Here is a 22046-nt window from a genome sequence, read left to right on the forward strand (position 1 = left end):
TGAATAATATATTTAGAAAAAAATAAATAAAGTATGTAAGAAACCGCATATATCCTTAGAATCTACGTATTTCAAAGATATATGCGGTTTCTTACAATTTTGAATTGGTTATTTTCTTAGAATTCTGTTATATGCATCCAAGGTATTTTGGGTAGTTTTCCCCCAACTTAGTTCAGAAGCTCTTTTTATACCTGAGGATATTAATTTATTTCTAAGGTCATTATCTGAAAGCACGGTTAACATGGATTCATATAAATTAGTTTGGTCTGTAGGGTCTACGAGAAGAGCACCATTTTCAACTACTTCAGGAAGGGAAGTTGTATTTGATACTATTACAGGTATTCCACAGGCCATAGCCTCTATTGGAGGAAGACCAAATCCTTCGTAAAAAGAAGGATATACAAATAATTCAGCCCCATTGTATATATATGGAAGATGATCCATAGATATAAAACCTGGGAATATAACTTTGTCCGATACATTTAATTCTTCAGCACGATTTTTATATATGCTGTAGGATATTCCTTTGTTACCGGCGATAACCAAGTTTAAGGGACTTTTATATGAAGACACTAATTTACTGAAGCTTTCTATAAGCCCAAGTATATTTTTCCTTGGACTAAATCCACCTACGTATAGTATATAATCTCCTCTTATAGAGTAATATCTTTTAGCAACATATTTGCTTATTCTTTTATCAAGAGGTTTATATATCTCTTCACTGGCTAGAGGGGTAACATATATTTTGTCCTCTGGAAAATCAAAGGCCTTCATGATGTCTTTTTTAGAAAAATTTGAAACCGTAATAATCCCATCACATTGGGGGATTGCTTTAGGTATATAATCTGAAAAAACCTTGAGATATCTATCACTTACGGTTGAAGGCATTCTATAGGGAATTACATCGTGAAGTGTTATCACAAATTTACAATTTTTATGAATGGGAAGTCCAACTCCATTTTGAGGAACATGATACAATTGTATATTAGTATCTTTTATTGTATTCGGTACATTGACTTCTTGCCAAAAGTTGTGATTATTGTCTTGAGGGAGCGTGTCTAGTCTAAAATTTTTTTTAAAATTTATATTGTCTTTAAATCCCTCCGGCATGAAAAGTAAATAATTATTTATACTATCAATGTTATTTAAACAATTTAGTAGTTGGTAAGTATAAGTACCGATACCAGTACCTCTATACCATTTTGCGGCACGTCCATCAATGCCTATTTTCATAAAGTTATTCCTCTCTAAATTAGTATATTTCATTATATTAAAATAAAGCTGAAAATGTTAATATTCTTCTAAATTAATTTAGGACCTCATATAAATATATAGGGGTGATTAACATGATGCGAGAATTTGAAATAGAAAGACAATTTGATGTAAAAATTGAAAATATAAAACCAAGCAAAGGAGTATATCTTCTAAAAACAGACCAAGGAATGAAGTGCTTAAAAAAGGTAAACTATGGGACTCAAAAACTTCTGTTTGTTTATGGAGCAAAGGAACATCTTATAAAAAATGGGTTCCCATATGTAGATAAGTATTGCAATAATGTAGATGGAAATCCATATGCACTTGTAAATGAAGATATATATACTCTTTCCGAATGGATTAGCGGCAGGGAATGTGATTTTAAAAATAGAGATGATGTCATAAATGCCTCTAAGTGCCTGGCAAATTTACATGCGGCTTCCAAAGGATATGAGCCGCCGGAAAACAGCAAGTTGAAGACAGATCTTGGTAGGTGGCATCACCTTATGGAAAAAAGAGTTAAAGCTCTTGATAAAATGAGAGATATGGGTAGAAAAAAAAGCAACAAGGGAGATTTTGACTTAAATTATACTAAGGAAGTTCAGTTTTATAAAGATTTTGGAAGAAAGGCCATAGAGGTATTGAATGATTCTAGATATGATGAGTTATGTAATATTACAGAAAATGAAGAAAGTTTTTGTCATCACGATTTTACCTATCACAATATAGTAATTGACAATAATAATAAAGTAAATGTAATAGACTTCGACTATTGTAAAAGGGAAGTTAGAGCTTATGATATTTCATCTTTTATGGGTAAGGTTCTAAAAAGATCTAATTGGGATGTAGCTAATGCAGAGCTTATAATTAATTCATATAATGAAGTTAGCCCTATTAAAGAAGAAGAATACAGGGTAATATTTGCTTTTTTGCTATTTCCTCAACGATTTTGGAGATTGGCTAATAGATACTACTATAACGAAGTCAATTGGCCTTTAAATACGTATAATAATAAACTTCAGGAATTAATTTCTGAGCAGGGTAAATATATTGATTTTATTGAGAAATTTAAAAAAATATATAACCAGAAGTAAAATTATCAAAGAAGGTTAGGAGCTATACCTGGAATTTTAAATTAAATCCGGTATAGTCCTTATTTTTTGCACTTAAAAGGCATTGTATTCATAATATATACCATGACTTTTTATATGGGGATGTATGAAAATATGGAAATAGGAGATGTAGTGGTAAGGAAATCTTACGATAGAGATATAACTTTTAAAATAATAGATGTGAGGGAAGAAGCAGAAGGAAAACTATATATTCTAAAGGGAATAAATTTGAGAATAATTGCAGATTCAGCTGAAGATGATTTAGAACCTGTATCTGAAGATTCTCTTACAGAAAGTGAAAAGATATTTAGTAGACAAGTTAATAGATCTATTAAAGATATTTTAGCAAGCAGGGGAGGATTCAGGCAAGAATATAATATAACAAAATTTTTATCCCATAAATCAGGTAAAGAATTGACTTTTGGAAGACCAGGAAAGATACTTCATATAGATGGAGATTCGGAATATTTAGATGTATGTCTTAAAGTATATAAGCAGCTTTTATTAGATGTAGTTGGAAAAAATATACCGGAGAAAGATCAACCTAGTCAGGTAGTGGAGTTAGCAAAGGAAATTAAGCCTGATATAGTTGTGATTACAGGACATGATGCTATAGTTAAAGGTACTAAGGACTATACAGATTTAAACAACTACAAAAATTCCAAGTATTTTGTAAAAACAGTATCTGAGCTCAGAAATTACAAATCTAACTATGATGATTTAGTAATATTTGCAGGGGCATGCCAGTCCTGCTACGAGAAAATTTTAGATTCAGGAGCCAATTTTGCAAGCTCACCTAGTAGAGTACTTATTCATTGTTTGGACCCAGTATTTTTGTGCGAAAAAATAGCGTATACCAATATAGAAAAAGTTGTATCCATTCAAGAGGCATTAGAAAATACTATAACAAGAACTAATGGCATTGGAGGATTACAAACAAGAGGAAAGTATAGAGAAGGATTTCCAAAATCACTCTATGTATAAAAATCATAAAAATAGTAAATATTATTGTATATATGAGTGACTTAAAGAAATAGCAATGTAAAATGCTATAAATAGAACTATCCTGGTCCTGTTTACAAAAAATTAATATTGACAAAGCGATTTATTAACTGATATACTAAAAAGTTTAATTGACATAATAGCGTATAGGGAGTATAATATAAAATGTTGAAAGAGGGTGTTTGGAATGATGGAAGGATCTAATGTATTAGCTTCTATAAGAAAAAATATTGAAAATCATGTGGGAGATAAGGTAACTCTAAAAGCAAATGGAGGTAGGAGAAAAGTTTTTGTTAATAAGGGAACGATAGAAAAAGCTTATCCTAGTATATTTGTGATTAGATTAGAAAGTGACACCCAAAGGAAAGTGACATATAGCTATTCAGATGTTTTAACTAAGACAGTTCAGTTAGTTTTCCCAGTATAAAACGGCGTAAATTGGTATTAAATAACCGATTTATTTTTGCAATATTAATCAAATCAAATTACAGGAACCACTGCCTTTGCTCTTTTCTAAGTGGTAATTAGTAGAATTAAGGATAGTATATAGAATAATAATTTTAAATAATTATCATTCTATATACTATTTTTAATTCTATAGGGTAAGAAGAAAGATGGCTAATTCCATCTTTCAACTATGGTATAAAAGGGTATTGAGAATTTATGAGAGGTTATATGGTTAACAACCAATTTAATATTACGTCAAAATTCTTTAAATGTCAATATTAATAGACAGCATAAAAATCTTTACAATAGTAGCATATTTTTTATCTCAAATTTATATAAATAAATAGTAGGTTTTTATGGAGGAGGTAATAAATATGAGCATAGATTTTATTAAAGAAAATATAGAATGTGAACAGTTGCTAGCCGAAAATTTTTCGGATACTGTTATAAAAGCAGAATATGTAATACCTGATACAAACCCAGATGTTAAAGAAATTTTAATTCTTAATGCAAAGCCAAGTATAACTAATAAAGAAGTGATGCAGGATAAAGTATTTGTAGAAGGTAAAATAGAATATACTTTGCTTTATTTAGCAGAAGAAAGTGAAAACATGGGCATTTACAGTGTCAATTATACAGGATCATTTTCCAATTATGTGGAGGTACCCGGCACAGAACATATGATGTTATGTGATTCAGATTGTTATGTGGAACATATGAATTGTACTATAGCAAATGAGAGAAAAATAGTTATTGAGGGAATTATAAAATTAAAGGCAGAAGTGTATAAAAAATATGAATTTGAGGTTATAAAAGATGTAACTGGATCTGAGGATATACAGATGTTAAAAAATCCTGCTACTGTAGATAAAATAGTGGGTACAGTTTCAGGAGATTTAGTTGCTAAAACTGAAATTCAGATATCTGTGGACAAACCGCAGGTTGGAAGTGTACTAGAATATAATATAAATATTCATAAAAAAGATATAAAGGTGTTAGAAGATAAAATATCTGTAGAAGCTTATGTACTTATTAGAATGCTCTATAGAGGAAAGGATACAAGAGATATTGTATGCATAGAAAAAGATGTGTTTGTAAATAAGGAACTTCCAATGCAGGGAGTTAATCCTTCTATGGAAAGCCATACTGATTTTAACATTGATGAAGTAGAACATACTATGCGAGAAGATGATTTAGGGGAAAACAGAATAGTTGAGATAGAAGTACTTGTTAAATCCAATACTAAGGTTATGTATAAAGAAGACATGGATATAATAGAAGATGCATATTCTCCATCTTCCCTTATGCAAATGGAAAAAGAAGATTACGAATTGAATGTTATGCATGGACAAAATACTACTCAAAGTATGGTTAAATCCAATATAGAAATAAATGAAGGAATTAAACCTACAGAAGTAATTATGAGTTATGGAGATGTTTGCATAACTGATAAGAAAATAGTAGAAGATAAGGTTATTGTAGAAGGAGTTTTAAATGCCAAGATACTATATAAGAATTCAGAAAATCAAATAGAAAAATCTAATGAGGAAATACCTTTTAGCTGCAGTGTGGATATACCTGAAAGTAAAATTGATATGCAGTGTATAGCAAAGGTATCTTTGGAAAGTATAGAGGGAGAAATAGAGGTAGACACCATAGCGATAAAAGCAGTTATAGAGGTTTATGCTCGGGTAAACTATATTACGCATAAGGAATTTTTAGTAAATATAGATACCCTAGAAGGAGAGTTCCCGGATAAAAAATCCAGCCTAACAATATATGTAGTCCAGCAAGGGGACACCCTGTGGAAGATAGCTAAAAAGTATTATACTACAGTGGAAAACTTAGTTAAACTAAACAGCATAGAAGATCCCGATGTTATAAAATCTGGAGAAAAGCTTATTATACCAGGAAGAGCTGTTATATAATTTAAAAACTTTGCGAAGCAAAGTTTTTCGAGTTGATAATTGACAGAGGACAATGAAGGTGAGTTTTCCTCCTTACGTCAGAAAACTAATTTATTTTTAAGCTTGTTCTGCTAATGTAAAACATCGCTTAAACAGGCTCTAAAATCTGTGATTTTCAGATAATTATTTGCTCAAAAAGTACTTCTTAGAAATAAAAAATGTGAGTTTCTTTTAAATTAAAAATTTTTCGTAGTGTAGCGGAGAAAAATCCTCCTTTATTGGCCTCTGTCCTCTCAAAAAAAGTTGCTTCGCATTATTTTTGTATTAAGTCAAAGTTTCGTATGTGTCAAAGTTGGGCTAAAAATAAATGTTTTAATATACATGCTTCAGTAGTAAAGTACTGAAGTTTTTTGTCTTACGCATAATAATTAAAAATATGGAAAAGATATAAAATATCCACAGGAGAAGGTGTATAAGTTTGAAAGAAAAAGTAGAGGAAAAGTTGATAATAATAGGAGGGGCAGAGGATAAAAAAGGTGATAAAAAAATATTAAAAGAAGTTTCTGGAATGTTGGAAAAAAGTAAAGATATACTTGTAATTGCAACTATTGCTTCTGAAATTCCAGAGGAATTAGGATACGAGTACCAGAAAATATTCGAAGAATTAGGTATAAAGAATATAAGAATATTAAATATTAAAGATAGAAAGGATGCATTTAATATAAGCAATATAACTGTAATAGAAGATGCTTCTATGATATTTTTTACTGGAGGTGACCAGCTTAGAATAACCAGTTTAATAGGAGGAACACCACTGTATTCTAAAATCCAAGAGCTATATAAAAACGGATGTACTTTTGTGGGAACTTCTGCAGGTGCTTCTGTTATGAGTGATACTATGATAGTAACAGGTCCTGATGAGGAGTCACCTAAAAAGTGTACTCTAAAAATGGCCCCAGGACTTGGATTTATAAAGGGGGTTATCATAGACCAACATTTTGCACAGAGAGGCAGGATAGGGAGATTGCTTGTAGGAATAGCAGAAAATCCTCAAAGTTTAGGCATAGGAATTGATGAGGACACAGCTATTATAGTTAAGAAAAATGGGGAATTTACAGTAGTTGGTTCTGGAGCAGTATATATAATAGATGGTTCTAATATAACTTACAGTAATGTTTCAGAACAACATCCAGATGAAGTGCTATCCATGTTTGATGTAAAATTGCATGTTCTTAAATGTGGAGATAATTTTAATTTACTAAATAAATCAGCCTACAATATCTAGTAAATTTTGATTTTTGTCATTCCTAATGAAATAATAAAAACCAATAAAAGGTCAAATAGATATAAAGGGAGGAGTCCGAATAGACCGTTAAATCAGTAATAACATAAAGATAATTGCTGATGATACCGTTATAGTTAAACGGGATTTTAAGCCCTTGGAGTATCGGACCAAACGAAAGTAGCAAATAAGCAAAATCGGATACTATGAATAGGGAAGTAAGCAGAGTCTTTAAATAAATTTAAAAGTTCTATGCTTGCGTAACGGGCAATATATACGAAGATGAGAATAGATAATTTTAGAATTTTTCAGGGAAGAAATATATTTGCTCATAAAAAATGCATAAAAATGTCTGTAGATTTAGAAGGGTACAGTGAAATCCCTACTAAAGACATATCTGGCTTTAATTATAAATTGTTAAAGATCATACCTGAGTTAAATGAACACAGGTGTGGAATTGATGAAGAGCATGGTTTTAGAAAAAGATTAGAAGAGGGCACTTACTTAGCTCATGTATGCGAACATATTATACTTTCCATTGAAAATAGTTTGGGAGTAGATGCTTGCTATGGAAAAGCTAGAGAAATAAGTGGTGACAAATATTATATAATATATGAGTATTTATACAAAAATACAGGGGTAGCAGCAGGAAAGATAGCTGTAAATTTAATAAATTCTCTTATAAAAGGAAAAGATTATAATTTTAATGAAGCTATAGAAGATCTAAAGAAAGTATTAAGACGAGAAGAAATAGGATCAAGTACTTTAGCTGTAATATCGGAGGCTAAAAAGAGAGGAATACCTGTAACTAGAATTGGAGACAACAGTATATTTCAATTGGGGTATGGAAAGTATAGTAAAATTATAGAAGCCACCATATCCTATAATACAAAAGCTGTAGCTGTAGACATATCCTGTGACAAAATATTGACTAAAGAGATACTTAAAAATCAATGTCTTCCTGTAGCAGAAGGTGGAATTGTAAGAAGCCCTTTAGAATTGTTTATAGAAGCTAAAGAGATAGGGTATCCTATAGTTTTAAAACCCTGCTATGGTAATCAAGGAAAAGGTGTATTTATAAATATAAAAAATGAAAAGGAAGCTATAAATGCTTATAATATATTATCAAAAAAATATGACAATATAATGATAGAAAAAAATATAACAGGGAAAGATTTTAGGATATGTGTGATAAATGGAAAGGTAATAGCTGTTTCGGAAAAAATACCTCCTTACGTTGTAGGAGATGGAGTAAGCACTGTAGTTGAATTAATAAAAAATGTAAATAAAGATGCAGCGAGAGGAGAGGGACATGAGAAGCCTTTGACTACAATAAAAATAGATGAAGAATTAAGGTCTTGTGTAAGTAAACGCAGCTATAGGTTAGATAGTATATTACCTGAAGGCAAAAAGTTGATAATAAGGGAAAATGGCAATTTATCTACAGGAGGTAAAGCGGTAGATTGTACTGATATAATATGTCAAGATAATATAAATATTTGTGAAAGAGCAGCAAAGGCTATAGGACTTGATGTGTGTGGTATAGACATATGCTGCGAAGACATAGGTAAACCTATAGACAAAAGTGGGGGTGCTATATTAGAAGTTAATGCAGCACCAGGAATTAGAATGCATCATTATCCTAGCCAAGGTAAGAGCAGAAATGTAGCAAGTGCTATAGTGGATATGATGTTTGATAAATATAAGCCAATACCTGTAGTTTCAGTTACAGGAACTAATGGCAAAACTACGACTACAAGACTTATAGCACATATTTTAGGAAAATCTGGATATAATGTTGGAATGACTACTACAGGTGGAATATATGTAAATAATAAATGCATATGTAAAGGTGATACTACAGGATATTATAGTGCTAAAACTATTTTGGCAAATAGGGATGTAGAGGCAGCAGTATTAGAAACAGCGAGGGGAGGAATAATAAAAAAGGGCCTTGCTTATGATCTGGCAGATGTAGCAGTTATAACTAATATAACGGAAGATCACCTAGGTATAGATGGAATACATACCATGAAGGATTTAGCTTATGTGAAATCTCTTGTAGGAGAGGCTGTAAAAAAAGATGGGTATGTAGTTTTAAATGCAGATGACTCAGTAAGCATAAGTATAATTAATAGAATAAAAAGTACTATAATTATGTTTTCGAAAAATAAGGATAATCCAGTTTTGAGAAAGAACGTAAATAGCGGAGGATATGGAGTATATATTAGGGATAATATTATGTATGTAGAAAAGACGGAAAAGGTAGTACCTATTGCTAAAGTAGAAGATATAAGAATATCATTAGATGGAAAGTTAACTTACAACGTAGAAAATGCTATGGCCGCTTGTGCAGCTGCAGTAGGACTTAATATAGACTATTCTATTATAAGGAAAGGTTTTAAAACTTTTTATGGAGATTTTTCTTTTAATCCAGGTAGATTTAATATGTATGATTTAAATGGAGTAAAAGTAGTTTTAGATTATGGGCACAATATAGAAGGTTATAAAGCTGTTATAAGAGGTGCTAAAAATTTAAAATATAATAGATTAGTTGGAATAATCGGGGTACCAGGTGACAGAACAGATGAGAGTGTTGAAAAAATAGGAAGCATTGCGGGAAAGAACTTCGATTATGTATACATTAAAGAAGATAAAGATAGAAGAGGTAGAGAAGTTGGAGCTATAGCAAGTATACTAAAAGCAGGTGTTACGAAGTCGGGTTTTGACATGAGCAAGGTGGAAACTATTTTAGACGAAAAAGAAGCATTAGAAAAAGCAATAGAGACTGCAAAACAAGGAGATCTCATAATAATATTCTTTGAAGAATTAGATCCTCTAATAAAACTGTTAAATGAGAGGCTAAATAAAGAAAAACTAAATTTAAATTCACTAGCTATGATATAGGAAAAAGCTATACTTTTAAATTTTAAAAGTATAGCTTTAATTTTAAAATAGTATTATACTATCTTAAAATGCCATAATATTATTAAGTTACTTTGGAGGATTGAGATGTTAGTAAAAGCTTATGCTAAAATAAATCTCTCATTAGACGTAGTGGGAAAAAGAAAAGATGGTTATCATCTTTTGAAAATGATAATGCAGAATATAGACCTATATGATGTTTTAAAAATAGATGAGATTAAAACTGGAATACAGATATGTTCTAATAATAGATATATTCCCTGCGATAAGAAAAATTTAGTTTATAAAGCAGCAAAATTGTTTATTGATAAATATAATATAAAGAATGGAATTAGTATAAACATAGATAAAAATATACCTGTATCGGCTGGACTTGCTGGTGGAAGTTCGGATGCTGCAGCTATACTAAAGATTATGAGAAATATTTATACTCCTGAAGTAAGTGATAAAGAATTGAGTGAATTAGGTTTAAATATAGGGGCAGATGTTCCTTATTGTATAATAGGAGGTACAGCTCTGTGTGAGGGGATAGGCGAGAAGGTTACACCACTCATGCCGTTTAGAAACCATATACTCATATTGATTAAACCGCCTTTTGGAGTGAGTACAGCAGAGGTATATAAGGCTTTAGACATAAGTAAAATAAGAAAACATCCTGATACAGGAATTCTAATAGATGCGGTTAATAAATCAAAATTGGAGATGCTGAGTAAAAACATGAAAAATGTTTTGGAAAATGTAACTTTAAAAAAGTATCCAATGCTTAGAAAAATAAAAGCTGATTTGATAAATTTTGGAGCAGTGGGTTCACTTATGAGTGGAAGTGGTCCAAGCATTTTTGCTTTTTTTGATGATATGTTAAAAGCACAGAAATGTTATGATAATATGAAAACTAGGTATAAAGAAGTCTTCATTACAAGAACCATTTAAAAGTTAAGAACTCAACTTTTGCAGTTTAAAAAATTGCGATCTAAATGAATTCACAGTTCACAATGCACAATTTCGGTAGATTTTTCTCCGCTGTGCTACGAAAAATTTTAAATTTGAAGATTATTGAAGCTTTGATTCAATAGTGCTATATTTTAGATTTTCTGAAGTTTTAACGTAAGAAAATCATCCTTAATTGTGAATTGTGCATCGTTCATTGTGAATTAATTGCATCGTAATCTTTTTATATTAGGTGAAAATAAATTTTAAGATTTTTTTCTTGAAAATTTCATATCTTAGTAAAAATTCCTGTTTGGTTACAAAACTTATAACTAAACAGGAATTTTTTATATGGATTTGAAATAAATTAGCAAAATCAATTTTATGAATAAATAAGTTTTATTAGGTGAAAAATAACTTAAAATTACTTCATACAAAGTTGACAAAAGGGAAGAGGGAAAAAAGTGAGAATAGTTCACCTGTTTGACAAGTACTTTTTTATACTCATGGTAATTGAAGGAATCATTTTGGCATTCATTGATTCAAAAAAGTTTAAAAGAAATAGGTTAATAAAAACTGCTTTTAAATCTAAGATAATTGGCGTAATTTTAATAGTCTTTTCAGTTGTGCTATACGCCTTTTCTATATATTCTTTTTAAGGAAGTGATAAAAGTGAAAGAAGAGGTAAAAAGTAAGATATCTCCTAGTGTAGACGAGAATATAAAATATTTAAAGGACTTATTTAAAGATGATGCGGATATAATTTTCAGAAAATTTTATATAGGATCTGTGAAATGTGCAATAGTATATATAGACGGAATGGCGGATAAGATGCTTTTAAATGATTTACTTAGGGGATTGATGACAAGATCTAAATACGTGAGACATGTAGACAGCATAAAAGATAGAATGATGAGTGTATCTGATATGAAGGATTTAGATGACTTAAAAAAAGGAATTGATTTGGTTTTGTCTGGGGAAACTATAATGTTCGTTGAAGAATTAAAAAATTTTTATATAATATCTACCAGGCTGTGGCCTGCAAGATCAGTAACGGAGCCTTCTGGAGAAACTGCAATAAGAGGATCAAGAGATGGATTTACGGAAACTTTAAGATTTAATACAGCTCTTGTAAGGAGGAGAATACGAGATACTAGATTTAAAATTGAGTTAAAAGAATTTGGAGTAAGATCTAAAACTGATCTGGCAATAATGTACATAAGCGATATAGTAAATACAAATGCTTTAAATGAGCTTAAAGAAAGGTTATCTAAGATTGAAATAGATGCAATTTTAGATAGCGGATATGTTGAACAGTTTATTGAAGACAATAAGTGGTCTCTTTTTCCACAAATTCAAAGTACCGAGAGGCCGGATGTAGTGGCAGCTGCACTTTATGAAGGTAGAATTGCCATTATAGTAGATAATTCACCTTTTGTAATTATAGTTCCAACTACAATGCCCAATTTGTTTCAGTCACCAGATGATTATTATGAAAGGTGGATATATGGATCTACCATTAGAATAATAAGGTTTATATCCATTATTCTTTCACTTATACTGCCTGCTCTTTATGTTGCTGTTACTTCTTTTCATACAGGAATAATACCTACTAAACTAGCATATTTTATTGCAGCTTCAAGAGAAGGAGTACCTTTTCCAGCTTTTGTAGAGGCCATAATTATGGAGGCAAGTTTGGCACTGCTTTTAGAGTCTATAGCTAGGCTGCCAAAGGCCATAGGGGCAACTACTGGTATAGTAGGAGGACTTATTATAGGCCAGGCAGCAGTTCAGGCTGGGATAGTGAGCCCAATAATGATAATAATAGTATCAATTACAGCTATAACGAGTTTTACTACACCTAATTATGAGATGACAGCTGCATTTAGGCTTATTAGATTTTTACTCATAATTGCATCTGCAATTGCTGGACTTTATGGAATTATGATTGGACTTATATTAACGTTGATACATTTAGTTAAACTGAAGAGTTTTGGAGTACCTTATCTGTCTCCAATGGTAAATGAAAACATTAATGACTTTAAGGATATGTACCTGAGACTGCCTTTTAGTTTTTTTAAAAGAAGACCACGTTATATGAAAACTCAAGATAAAATAAGACAAAGATAAATATAGGCTTGGAGATTGAAATTTATATATACTGTAAATTATGAACTATGAACGGTGAATTGGTAAGGAGATGGTTATTACATGACACAAAAAAATTTTATAACTGAATTTGGAATGTTCAGTACTATAGTAATAACTATGATAGGTGTAGGAGCATTTTCATATCCCGGAGAAGTAGTAAATTATTTAGGCTCAAATGGATGGATTGGAACCATAGTAGAAGGAATATTAGTTTATTTCTTAATTTACATTGCCTATAAAGTTATAAAATTAAATGGATATAACAAGTTATCTATAATATTACAAAATAGCTTTGGAAAGATATTTGGAGGTATTTTGGCACTTATATTTGTTGCATATAGTATATTTTTTATATCTATGGGTATGAGGATATTTATAGAAGTTATAAAAATGTACTTACTGGAAAAAACTCCTTCGGAATTTCTAATAATTGTAATGATATTTACAGGGATCTATCTTATAAGAAATGAACTGGGAGATTTGATAAAATTTAATGAAATTTCTTTTTGGATAATGTTTGTATCAATGGGATTAATATTTTTGTTTACTTTAAACAAAACGAACTTTAACAACAGTATTCCTAACTTTGTTAACAGTGATGTTTATGATTATTTAAAAGCGTTTAAAAATACAATATATAGTTTTATTGGCATAGAGATAATATATTTAGTTGGTCCTTTTGCAAAAAATAAAGTAAGTATAAGAAAAATAGCTTTGAAAAGCATCTTGTTTGTAACGTTATTTTATGCTGTTACAGTTATACTGTCTCTAGCTATTTTTTCTGAAGAACAAACTAAAACTTTATTATGGCCTACTATAACAATGATAAAATCTGTGGATATAAGAGGAGCTTTTATAGAGAGATGGGAAGGCATAGCAATGGCTATATGGATTATGTTTTACTTTTGTAATTTTTCCAATGTATATTACTTGTCTTCAGATATAGTGAAAGACGTATTTAGATTAGATGATATAAAGATTTCTTCAGCTTTAATAGCCCCTTTTATATATTTGACAGCTATGTATCCTGAAAATATAGCAGAGCTATATCATATAATTAACACAGTAATGCCTGTGGCAGCTGCATACAGCTTAATATTGCTTCCATTAATTATATTTTTATTCAGCAAACCTAGAAGAAACTTAAATGCAAGTAAGTTTATATGCATATTTTTAGTTTGTACTGTACTAACTGGATGCTGGGATAAAGTTGAAATAGAAAGAACCCAATTAGTATCTGTAATAGGAGTGGATGCAGGAGAGGATATAGGTAAGACCAAAGAATTAAAAAATGTAAAGTCAACAGATCCTCTGACGTCCGTAAATCTAAAAAAAATTCATGTAACTTTTGGAATACCAGATTTGAGTAAATTAGAACCTGGTAAGGGAGGTGTATCTGGAGACAAATATGTAGATGTAGATGGATATTCAATGGAGGATGCTGTAAATACAGCAATGTCTAAAAGCAGTAGAACTGTGAAATTTAGTCAAACTAAACTGCTCGTCTTAGGTAAAAGTTTAATGGAATATCCTGATGTAGTAAAAGAAGTCATAGATTACTTACAGAGAGAACCTTCACTAAACAGAAATATGTATATAGTTATATCTAGTGGCAGTTCAGATAAATATATAAAAATAAAAACGCCCATGGGAAAAAGTACAGAGGGTTATATATTGGGATTAGTTCAGGGAGATGTTAAAGACAATGAAGTTAAAACTGTAACTTTAAATGATTTCCTAGTTAGTATGAGTGAAAATGGAAATAGCATAATACCCAAAATTGAAATGGATAAGGACAAAAAGAATATAAAGATAGCAGGTACTGCAGCTATAAAAAATTTTAAATATGATGGTGATTTAAATCAAGTTCAGACTTCTAATATAGAACTATTACAAGGTAAATTGAAAAGCGGCAAAAGAATGATATATTTGGAAGGTCATCCTGTAGATATAAGAATAAATGATAGTAATAGAAGAATAAAAGTGTCCCAAGAAAAAGGAAATTTAGTATTTAATATAAAACTAAATATTGAAAGTGAGATAAAAAATTATTATACTAGCGATAAGGTTTTATCAGTAGATAAATTAAGTTATATTGAACAAAGCTTTAATAAGGCCATATCACAGGAATGTAAAGATTCTATAAAAGTTACTCAAAGGGATCTTAAAATTGATCCTATAGGATTTAAGGATTATATAAAAAGATATCATCCACTTATGTGGAGGCAAGTAAAAGATAAATGGGAGGATTCTTATAAGGATGCAGTTGTAAATGTAAATGTAGATACTAAGATAAGGAGAATTGGCGTAGTAAAATAATAACATTCAGTGAATATAATTGAAATATATGTAAATAATTACTAATAAAATAATTAATATTTATTAAAAAGCGGGGATGAGATCATGAAAAAATTTTTATTAGTATTTATTATATGTATTTTAAGCATATTTACTGTATGCTCCTATTTATTTGAAGTAAAAAGTGACAACATACAGGATGATATGGCATCTAGGATCATAAGATTTCATGTTATAGCAAATAGTGATTCAAAAAGTGATCAGGCACTTAAACTAAAGGTAAGAGACGAAATATTGAAATATATACAACCTAAACTAAAGGACTGTAAAAATATAGAGGAATCAAGAAAAGTTTTAAGGGAAAATGATAAGAATGTATTGAAAGTAGCCCGCAGAGTAATAAGTGAACAGGGTTATAACTATGAAGTTAAAAGTACTTTATCCAAAGTAAATTTTCCTATAAAGACTTATGGAAATATAACTCTCCCTCAGGGAAGGTATGAGGCTTATAGGGTGATTATAGGTAAAGGACAAGGTCAAAACTGGTGGTGTGTTATGTTTCCTCCATTATGTTTCGTAGATATTACAAAAGGACAAGTATCCTATAAAAAGACAGAGAAAGAAATGAAAAAGGTTTTGACACCGGAGGAGTATAAGATGGTAAATAACAATAAATTTGACATAAGTGACAAAAATAATATAAAAGTTAGATTTAAAATAATAGAAGTGTTAAATAAGCTGGGAATATAAATCTAGTGTACAAGTGGGCTGGATATGGTAAGTTCTCAAAATTTGAGAATTTCATACCTTCAATTAGCCCTAACTTGTAATATATGAATAGAAATCTATATTTAACACAAGTTAATTTATAATTCAAATAATTTTAAAGCTGTTTTCAAAAAGTACTTTTCTGCAGATTTAAAAAAAGTTTTAGGATTGTTCTTTTCATAAATTTTATCTTCTTCTGTAAAGGAGCTTTTATTTGATTTATTTTGTACAAGCCAATTTATTAAATTAAATATATCATTCCCAGCATAAGGTTTAGAAAACTTACTGCAATTTTCTACCATGCTTTTTAGTTCGTCTTTAGAGTGAAGAAGTTTTTCTATGTTTTCACCGCACTTTTCTATGTCAGTTAAATTTACAGCCAAATTATGTCTTAGTAGAAATTGAGCATTTTTTTCTTCTTGACCTGGTATTGGTGAAAATAGACCAAGGGGTATTTTGCATATTAAGGCCTCAGTAATAGTAAGCCCTCCCGGTTTTGTTAAAAGAAGGTCACAAGCCTGCATATACTTATTTACATGGTCAGTAAAACCTATAATTCGGGTTTCCTTTGAAGAAGAATCTTTAATTTTTGAAAGCTCTGCATAAAGTTTTTTATTTTTCCCTGTTATTATGATTATCTGGATATCTTCATTTATATTGGTCAGCTGTTTATATATATCTACTATTTTTCCAAGTCCCAGACTTCCACCCATAACTAGAATGGTAAATTTGGATTCACATAGATCTAATGATTCTAATGTGTCTCCCCTATCATAATTTATATTAAAATCTGGTTTAACAGGTATTCCTAAGTTATAAATAGTGTCGTTGGATATCCCTTTAAAAATCATTTTGCTTATCATATCTTCATTAGAAACCACATAAGCGTCAATATAAGGATGAAGCCAAGAACTATGAGAGTAATAATCAGTGATTATGGACATACACGGTATGTTCATATTGTATTTTGACTTTAGCACCGACAGCATTTCTGTAGAGAATGAATGGGTGGCTATTAATATATTAGGTTTAAATTCACGAATAAGTGGAATCAATTTACAAGTCATAGCTTCAATAAGCTTAGAACTTATAGTGTTTGTAATAGTGTAATCATCTTCTGAGTAAGTGTATAATTTCCCATATAAATAAGGGGATACTTTTAGGGATTTTAAATAACTTCCAATTACTACTTTGTCTATTATAGGATTTATATATTTAATGGTATCAATAATCTTTACTTCTGATTTTGGAGCTTTTAAGGCTATGTAACTTTTTATAGCTTCTGCAGCGTTACCATGTCCGCCTCCTGCAGAAATTGAAAGAATTAAAACTTTCATTTAATCACCTTCTGGTTAAGTATGTAACTTAATTATATAAAATGTACGGAAAATAATAAACTCATTTAACTAACATTTAAGAAAAAATTAATAATAAGCAATAAATATAGTATTGGCTTTTAAATTTTATATTAAACAAATAATACATAACAATTAGGTAAATGCGAACAATATAAAAGAGGTGGAAATTTATGAAGTTTTCTAAAAGAAGGATAATATATACTGCTATAGTAACTTTAATTGTAGTGTTTTCTAGTACATTTGCCGTATTAATGACGCTTGAAAGAAATGATTATAGAAATTATTTGCAGGGTGAGTATGGTAAGAGTATGTATGAATTAATAGATGCAGTGCAAAATATAAGAACCAATTTAACCAAAGCGGCTATAGTTGGGTCAAGGGAGCAACAGATAGTAGTTTTTGACGAAATATTTAGGTATTCTGCTATAGCTAGTGATAAGTTGCATTCACTTCCAGTGGACCAATCTACTATATCGGATACTAGTAAGTTTTTAACTCAGGTAGGAGATTTCTGCTATAGTTTAGGCAGGTCATCTACAGAAGGAAAACAGTTAAGTGAAAAAGATTATAATGATATAGAAAGATTAAAAAAGCAATCCAATGTACTGGAAAATCAGTTAGAATTAGTATCTAACAATATAAATCAGGGGGAAGTAAAATGGGGAGAAATAAGAAAAAAGATTACAGGTGTTTTTGCCCAAAGTAACGATGCATCAATATCTGAACAATTTAAGGGGATACAAAAACAGGTTCTTCAATATCCTACATTAATTTACGATGGACCATTTTCAGATAATACACTTCAGATAAACCCTAAAATAAAGTTACAAAAAGAAGTTTCTCAAAGTGAGGCAGAAAAAACTGCTAGGCAGGTTATTGGAAAAGATAAGATAGAAAATATGGATGTATCTTCTGTTAATGAAAAATCTAATATAGGTGTATATAGATTTACTGCAGCATTAAAGGGAAGAGCTAAAAAAGATAGTAGGGTTGTATGTGAAATAAGTAAAAATGGAGGTAAGGTATACTACTTAATAAATGATAAGAGTATAAATAACAGCTCTATGGATGTCAAAAAGGCTTCTGAAATTGGACTGAAATATTTAAATGATTTAGGTTATAAAAACATGATTATTACGTATTCCCTAAGATATAATAATGTGGCAGTTATAAACTATGTGTATAGTCAAAATGGTATACTTGTTTATCCTGATCAGATTAAACTAAAGATAGCTTTAGATAATGGAGAAATTATAGGTGTGGAAGCAGAAAAGTATTTAATATCTCATGAAGAAAATAGAAAAATAGAAACTCCTAAATTAAGCTATGGGGAAGCTGAGAAGAGAGTTAGCAAGAGGCTTAATGTAACAAGTAAGAGGCTTACTATAATTCCTACGGAAACTAATAAGGAAGTGCTATGTTATGAATTTTCCGGGAATTATAAAGGTGATTATTTTAAAGTTTATGTAAATACAAGTACGGGATATGAGGAGAGAATAATTCAAATAATTGACACGCCTAATGGCAAACTTGCTATGTAAAGCATTGTTATTTTCTTTCAAATGTCTATCTTAGATTGATGGAAACCTTACTTATTTGGCAAGGTTTCCAAAGTATGAAAAAGTATTTTAGGATTGGAATAGATTTTAATATTAAAATTAGTCTGATATAATGTATATATTAGTTATTTTAGACTAAAAGGGAGGCGAAGCACGTTATAACTTTACTAAAATCCATAGGTTTTGATAAAGTTTTAATAACGAAATTATGAAAAAGAAGGCTATTATATCTGTATCCAGTAAACAAACTGATGAGGAAGAACCTATAGAAGTTGTTACTCCAGGAAGTTTTTATAAAAAAAATGATTCCTATTATGCTGTTTATAAAGAAACTGAATTATCCGGAATGGAAGGAACTACTACTACATTGAAGATAAAACAGGATAAGTTTTCTCTTATAAGAATGGGGAGTACTAGTACTAAAATGGATTTTGATGAGGATAAAAAAATGTGTCCATGTATAAAACACCTTATGGAACTATAGAGCTGAGAATAGAAACAAATAGTTTGAATATAAACGTAGATGAACAAGGTGGGGATATAATGATAAATTATAAAATTAGTACTGCAGGACAAGCATTAAAAAATACCAAGCTAAAAGTAAATATAAAAGTTAATGAATAAATTTTTTGGGTAGTCTTGATTAAAGTATTCACATATGGCAATTAATTAAATATATAGTAATGAAAAGAGAAGGTTGATTCCAATGAAATATTTTAGAAATAAAGAAGAAGTATATACTAAAATAATTAAAATATTATGTGAATACAAGGGATTTAGTAGAAAAGACATGTTTAAGATATTAAAAAACGAATCTTGTAGATACTTATTTTTTTTGCTTATTAAAAAATATGAATGCTGTGATATGGAATTATTGAAAAAAGATTTTCCCTCTGTGAACAGTAAAAATGTAAAAAGGAATATAAAAAGAGCAGAAGAAAAATTATTGTTTGATAAAAAAATAAGAGAAATGTATTTTGAAGCAGAAGATATAATAAATAAAGTAAAATAAATATTTGTAGAAAAGAATAAAAAAATATGGAATATAAATAGAAAGTGTGATATCATAGTAAATATGTTTTGAACGAAAACACACCATTTTACTATTTATGAAGGTAATTGTTATTATAAAACTAATTAATTAGTTTGTCAATAATTAATTAGTTTTATAATGTTATTTATATTTTTAAATAGTTAAATTAAAAATTGTAATACTAAAACTTTATAGGATAAAAAACAGGGGGTGACACTGCTTTTAAAAGCAGAAATTTTATGAATACAAAATATATATTTGTAACCGGAGGAGTAGTATCTTCACTAGGAAAAGGAATAACCGCAGCTTCATTAGGAAGACTTCTAAAGAATAGAGGATTAAAGGTTTCAATTCAAAAATTTGACCCATATATAAATGTAGATCCAGGTACTATGAGTCCATATCAGCATGGTGAGGTTTTTGTTACAGATGATGGAGCAGAGACGGATTTGGATTTAGGACATTATGAAAGATTTATAGATGAAAATTTAAGTAAAAATAATAATGTTACTACAGGAAAAATATATTGGTCAGTAATATCAAAAGAGAGAAAAGGGGAATATCTAGGAAGTACAGTTCAAGTAATTCCACACATAACAAATGAAATAAAGTCAAGAGTATATAGGGTTGCCAAAGAAAAAGATATTGATGTAGTTATAACTGAAATAGGTGGTACTGTAGGAGATATAGAATCCCAGCCTTTTCTGGAAGCCATAAGACAGATAAAATATGAGGTTGGAATGGAAAATGTATGTTTTATACACGTTACTCTAGTACCTTATTTGCAAAAGTCAGGAGAATTGAAAACAAAACCTACTCAACATTCAGTTAAGGAACTTAGGGGTATAGGAATACAACCAGATATAATAGTATGTCGTTCGGAGGCATCTATATCTAATGACTTAAAGGAAAAGATAGCTTTATTTTGCAATGTAGAGAGAGATTCTGTTATTCAAAACTTAGATGCTGAAAACTTATATGAAGTTCCATTGATGCTTCATAAAGAAGGACTAGATGAATTGGTATGTAAGAAGTTGAAATTAGAATGCAGTGAAATAGATAATTCCGAATGGATTAAAATGGTAAATAATATTAAGAAATTATCTAAGAATGTAAATATAGCTTTAGTTGGAAAATATGTAGAACTTCATGATGCATATATATCTGTAGTTGAGGCATTAAATCATGGAGGATATGCTAACGATGCTAATGTAAATATAAAGTGGATAAACTCTGAAGATGTCACTAGTAAAAATGTAGGAGAACACTTAAAAGACATGGATGGAGTGTTGATTCCGGGAGGATTTGGTGATAGAGGAATAGAAGGTAAAATATTAGCTGCAGGTTGGGCTAGAAAAAATAAGATTCCTTTTTTCGGAATATGTCTTGGCATGCAGTGTGCTGTAATAGAGTTTGCCAGAAATGTACTTGGATATGACGGAGCTCATAGCTCAGAAATAGATCCAGACACTAAATACCCTGTTATAGATTTAATGCCAGATCAAAAGGATATAGATGAAAAAGGTGGTACTATGAGGCTTGGAATATATCCATGTAAGCTTTTAAAGGATAGTAATTGTTTTAAAGCTTATGAAGAAGAAGTTATATATGAGAGACATAGACATAGATATGAATTTAATAATTATTATAGAAAAAATTTATCACAAGCAGGTCTTGTTCTTTCAGGAACGAGCCCTGATTCAAGGTTAGTAGAAATTATAGAAATAAAAGACCATCCATGGTTTGTAGGCGTACAATTTCACCCAGAACTTAAATCAAGACCTAATAGACCACATCCATTATTTAGGGATTTCATAAAAGCTTCTTTGAATAATAAAAATTAGTATATTTTTAAATTAAGAAATTGGTATGTGTTAGTGAAAACTACATATACCAATTTTTGTCGAAAAAATAATATAAATAAAAGTAATATAAACAACTTTTATGAAGGATTTTAGTAATATTTATAGAAATATTAATGTATATAGTATTAAGGTATTTTAGAAAAAATAATATACTTTAT

16 protein-coding genes and 1 pseudogene are annotated in these 22046 nt (G+C 29.9%); 15 read left to right on the forward strand and 2 right to left on the reverse strand.

Features of this window, described 5'->3' with window-relative positions; translation table 11 throughout:
• Positions 1-108 precede the first annotated feature (108 nt).
• Positions 109-1233, reverse strand: coding sequence for a glycosyltransferase family 4 protein (locus WY13_RS09980; protein WP_063555530.1), 1125 nt, complete (start codon positions 1231-1233; stop codon positions 109-111).
• Positions 1234-1346: 113 nt separating this feature from the next.
• On the opposite strand from WY13_RS09980, the gene WY13_RS09985 reads away from it, so the two are divergent.
• The 11 genes from WY13_RS09985 (at position 1347) to spoIIR (ending at position 16055) form a co-directional block, all read left to right on the forward strand.
• Complete coding sequence (locus WY13_RS09985; RefSeq protein ID WP_063555531.1) at positions 1347-2348, forward strand: CotS family spore coat protein; 1002 nt, start codon at positions 1347-1349, stop codon at positions 2346-2348.
• Between the two features lie 132 nt (positions 2349-2480).
• Entirely contained in the window at positions 2481-3350 is an 870-nt protein-coding gene (gene yabG / locus WY13_RS09990) for a sporulation peptidase YabG (RefSeq protein WP_063555532.1), read from the forward strand.
• Positions 3351-3558: 208 nt separating this feature from the next.
• Entirely contained in the window at positions 3559-3795 is a 237-nt protein-coding gene (locus WY13_RS09995; RefSeq protein ID WP_029170030.1) for a Veg family protein, read from the forward strand.
• Positions 3796-4189: 394 nt separating this feature from the next.
• Positions 4190-5743, forward strand: coding sequence for a DUF3794 and LysM peptidoglycan-binding domain-containing protein (locus WY13_RS10000; protein ID WP_063555533.1), 1554 nt, complete (start codon positions 4190-4192; stop codon positions 5741-5743).
• Between the two features lie 457 nt (positions 5744-6200).
• On the forward strand, positions 6201-7007 hold the full coding sequence (locus WY13_RS10005) for a cyanophycinase (RefSeq protein ID WP_063555534.1): 807 nt from the start codon (positions 6201-6203) through the stop codon (positions 7005-7007).
• Between the two features lie 279 nt (positions 7008-7286).
• Positions 7287-9911: a cyanophycin synthetase gene (cphA, locus tag WY13_RS10010; protein ID WP_063555535.1), complete on the forward strand. Its 2625-nt coding sequence runs from the start codon at positions 7287-7289 to the stop codon at positions 9909-9911.
• A gap of 105 nt (positions 9912-10016) precedes the next feature.
• A complete protein-coding gene (ispE, locus tag WY13_RS10015) occupies positions 10017-10859 on the forward strand; it encodes a 4-(cytidine 5'-diphospho)-2-C-methyl-D-erythritol kinase (RefSeq protein ID WP_063555536.1) in 843 nt (280 codons plus the stop codon).
• Between the two features lie 461 nt (positions 10860-11320).
• Positions 11321-11515, forward strand: coding sequence for a CLC_0170 family protein (locus tag WY13_RS22190; protein WP_063555537.1), 195 nt, complete (start codon positions 11321-11323; stop codon positions 11513-11515).
• A 13-nt stretch (positions 11516-11528) separates the two neighbouring features.
• Positions 11529-12986: a spore germination protein gene (locus WY13_RS10025; RefSeq protein ID WP_063555538.1), complete on the forward strand. Its 1458-nt coding sequence runs from the start codon at positions 11529-11531 to the stop codon at positions 12984-12986.
• Between the two features lie 81 nt (positions 12987-13067).
• Complete coding sequence (locus tag WY13_RS10030; RefSeq protein WP_063555539.1) at positions 13068-15326, forward strand: Ger(x)C family spore germination protein; 2259 nt, start codon at positions 13068-13070, stop codon at positions 15324-15326.
• Between the two features lie 84 nt (positions 15327-15410).
• Positions 15411-16055 carry a stage II sporulation protein R gene (gene spoIIR / locus WY13_RS10035; protein ID WP_063555540.1) on the forward strand — a complete coding sequence of 215 codons (645 nt, stop codon included), beginning with the start codon at positions 15411-15413 and terminating at the stop codon, positions 16053-16055.
• Positions 16056-16171: 116 nt separating this feature from the next.
• Here spoIIR and WY13_RS10040 read toward each other — a convergent pair whose 3' ends face one another.
• On the reverse strand, positions 16172-17410 hold the full coding sequence (locus WY13_RS10040; protein WP_063555541.1) for an MGDG synthase family glycosyltransferase: 1239 nt from the start codon (positions 17408-17410) through the stop codon (positions 16172-16174).
• A gap of 191 nt (positions 17411-17601) precedes the next feature.
• Here WY13_RS10040 and ypeB point away from each other — a divergent pair, with 191 nt between their 5' ends.
• The 4 genes and pseudogenes from ypeB (at position 17602) to WY13_RS10060 (ending at position 21867) form a co-directional block, all read left to right on the forward strand.
• Positions 17602-18972 (forward strand): germination protein YpeB, encoded by a 1371-nt coding sequence (gene ypeB / locus WY13_RS10045; RefSeq protein ID WP_063555542.1) that lies wholly within the window; start codon positions 17602-17604, stop codon positions 18970-18972.
• Positions 18973-19198: 226 nt separating this feature from the next.
• Positions 19199-19614, forward strand: a pseudogene (locus WY13_RS10050) (DUF1934 domain-containing protein).
• A gap of 82 nt (positions 19615-19696) precedes the next feature.
• Complete coding sequence (locus tag WY13_RS10055) at positions 19697-20002, forward strand: hypothetical protein (RefSeq protein ID WP_063555543.1); 306 nt, start codon at positions 19697-19699, stop codon at positions 20000-20002.
• Positions 20003-20262: 260 nt separating this feature from the next.
• Positions 20263-21867, forward strand: a complete 1605-nt coding sequence (locus tag WY13_RS10060; protein WP_063555544.1) for a CTP synthase — start codon at positions 20263-20265, stop codon at positions 21865-21867.
• Positions 21868-22046 lie beyond the last annotated feature (179 nt).

The sequence above is a fragment of the Clostridium ljungdahlii genome (assembly GCF_001636845.1).
Lineage (GTDB): Bacteria > Bacillota > Clostridia > Clostridiales > Clostridiaceae > Clostridium_B > Clostridium_B ljungdahlii_A.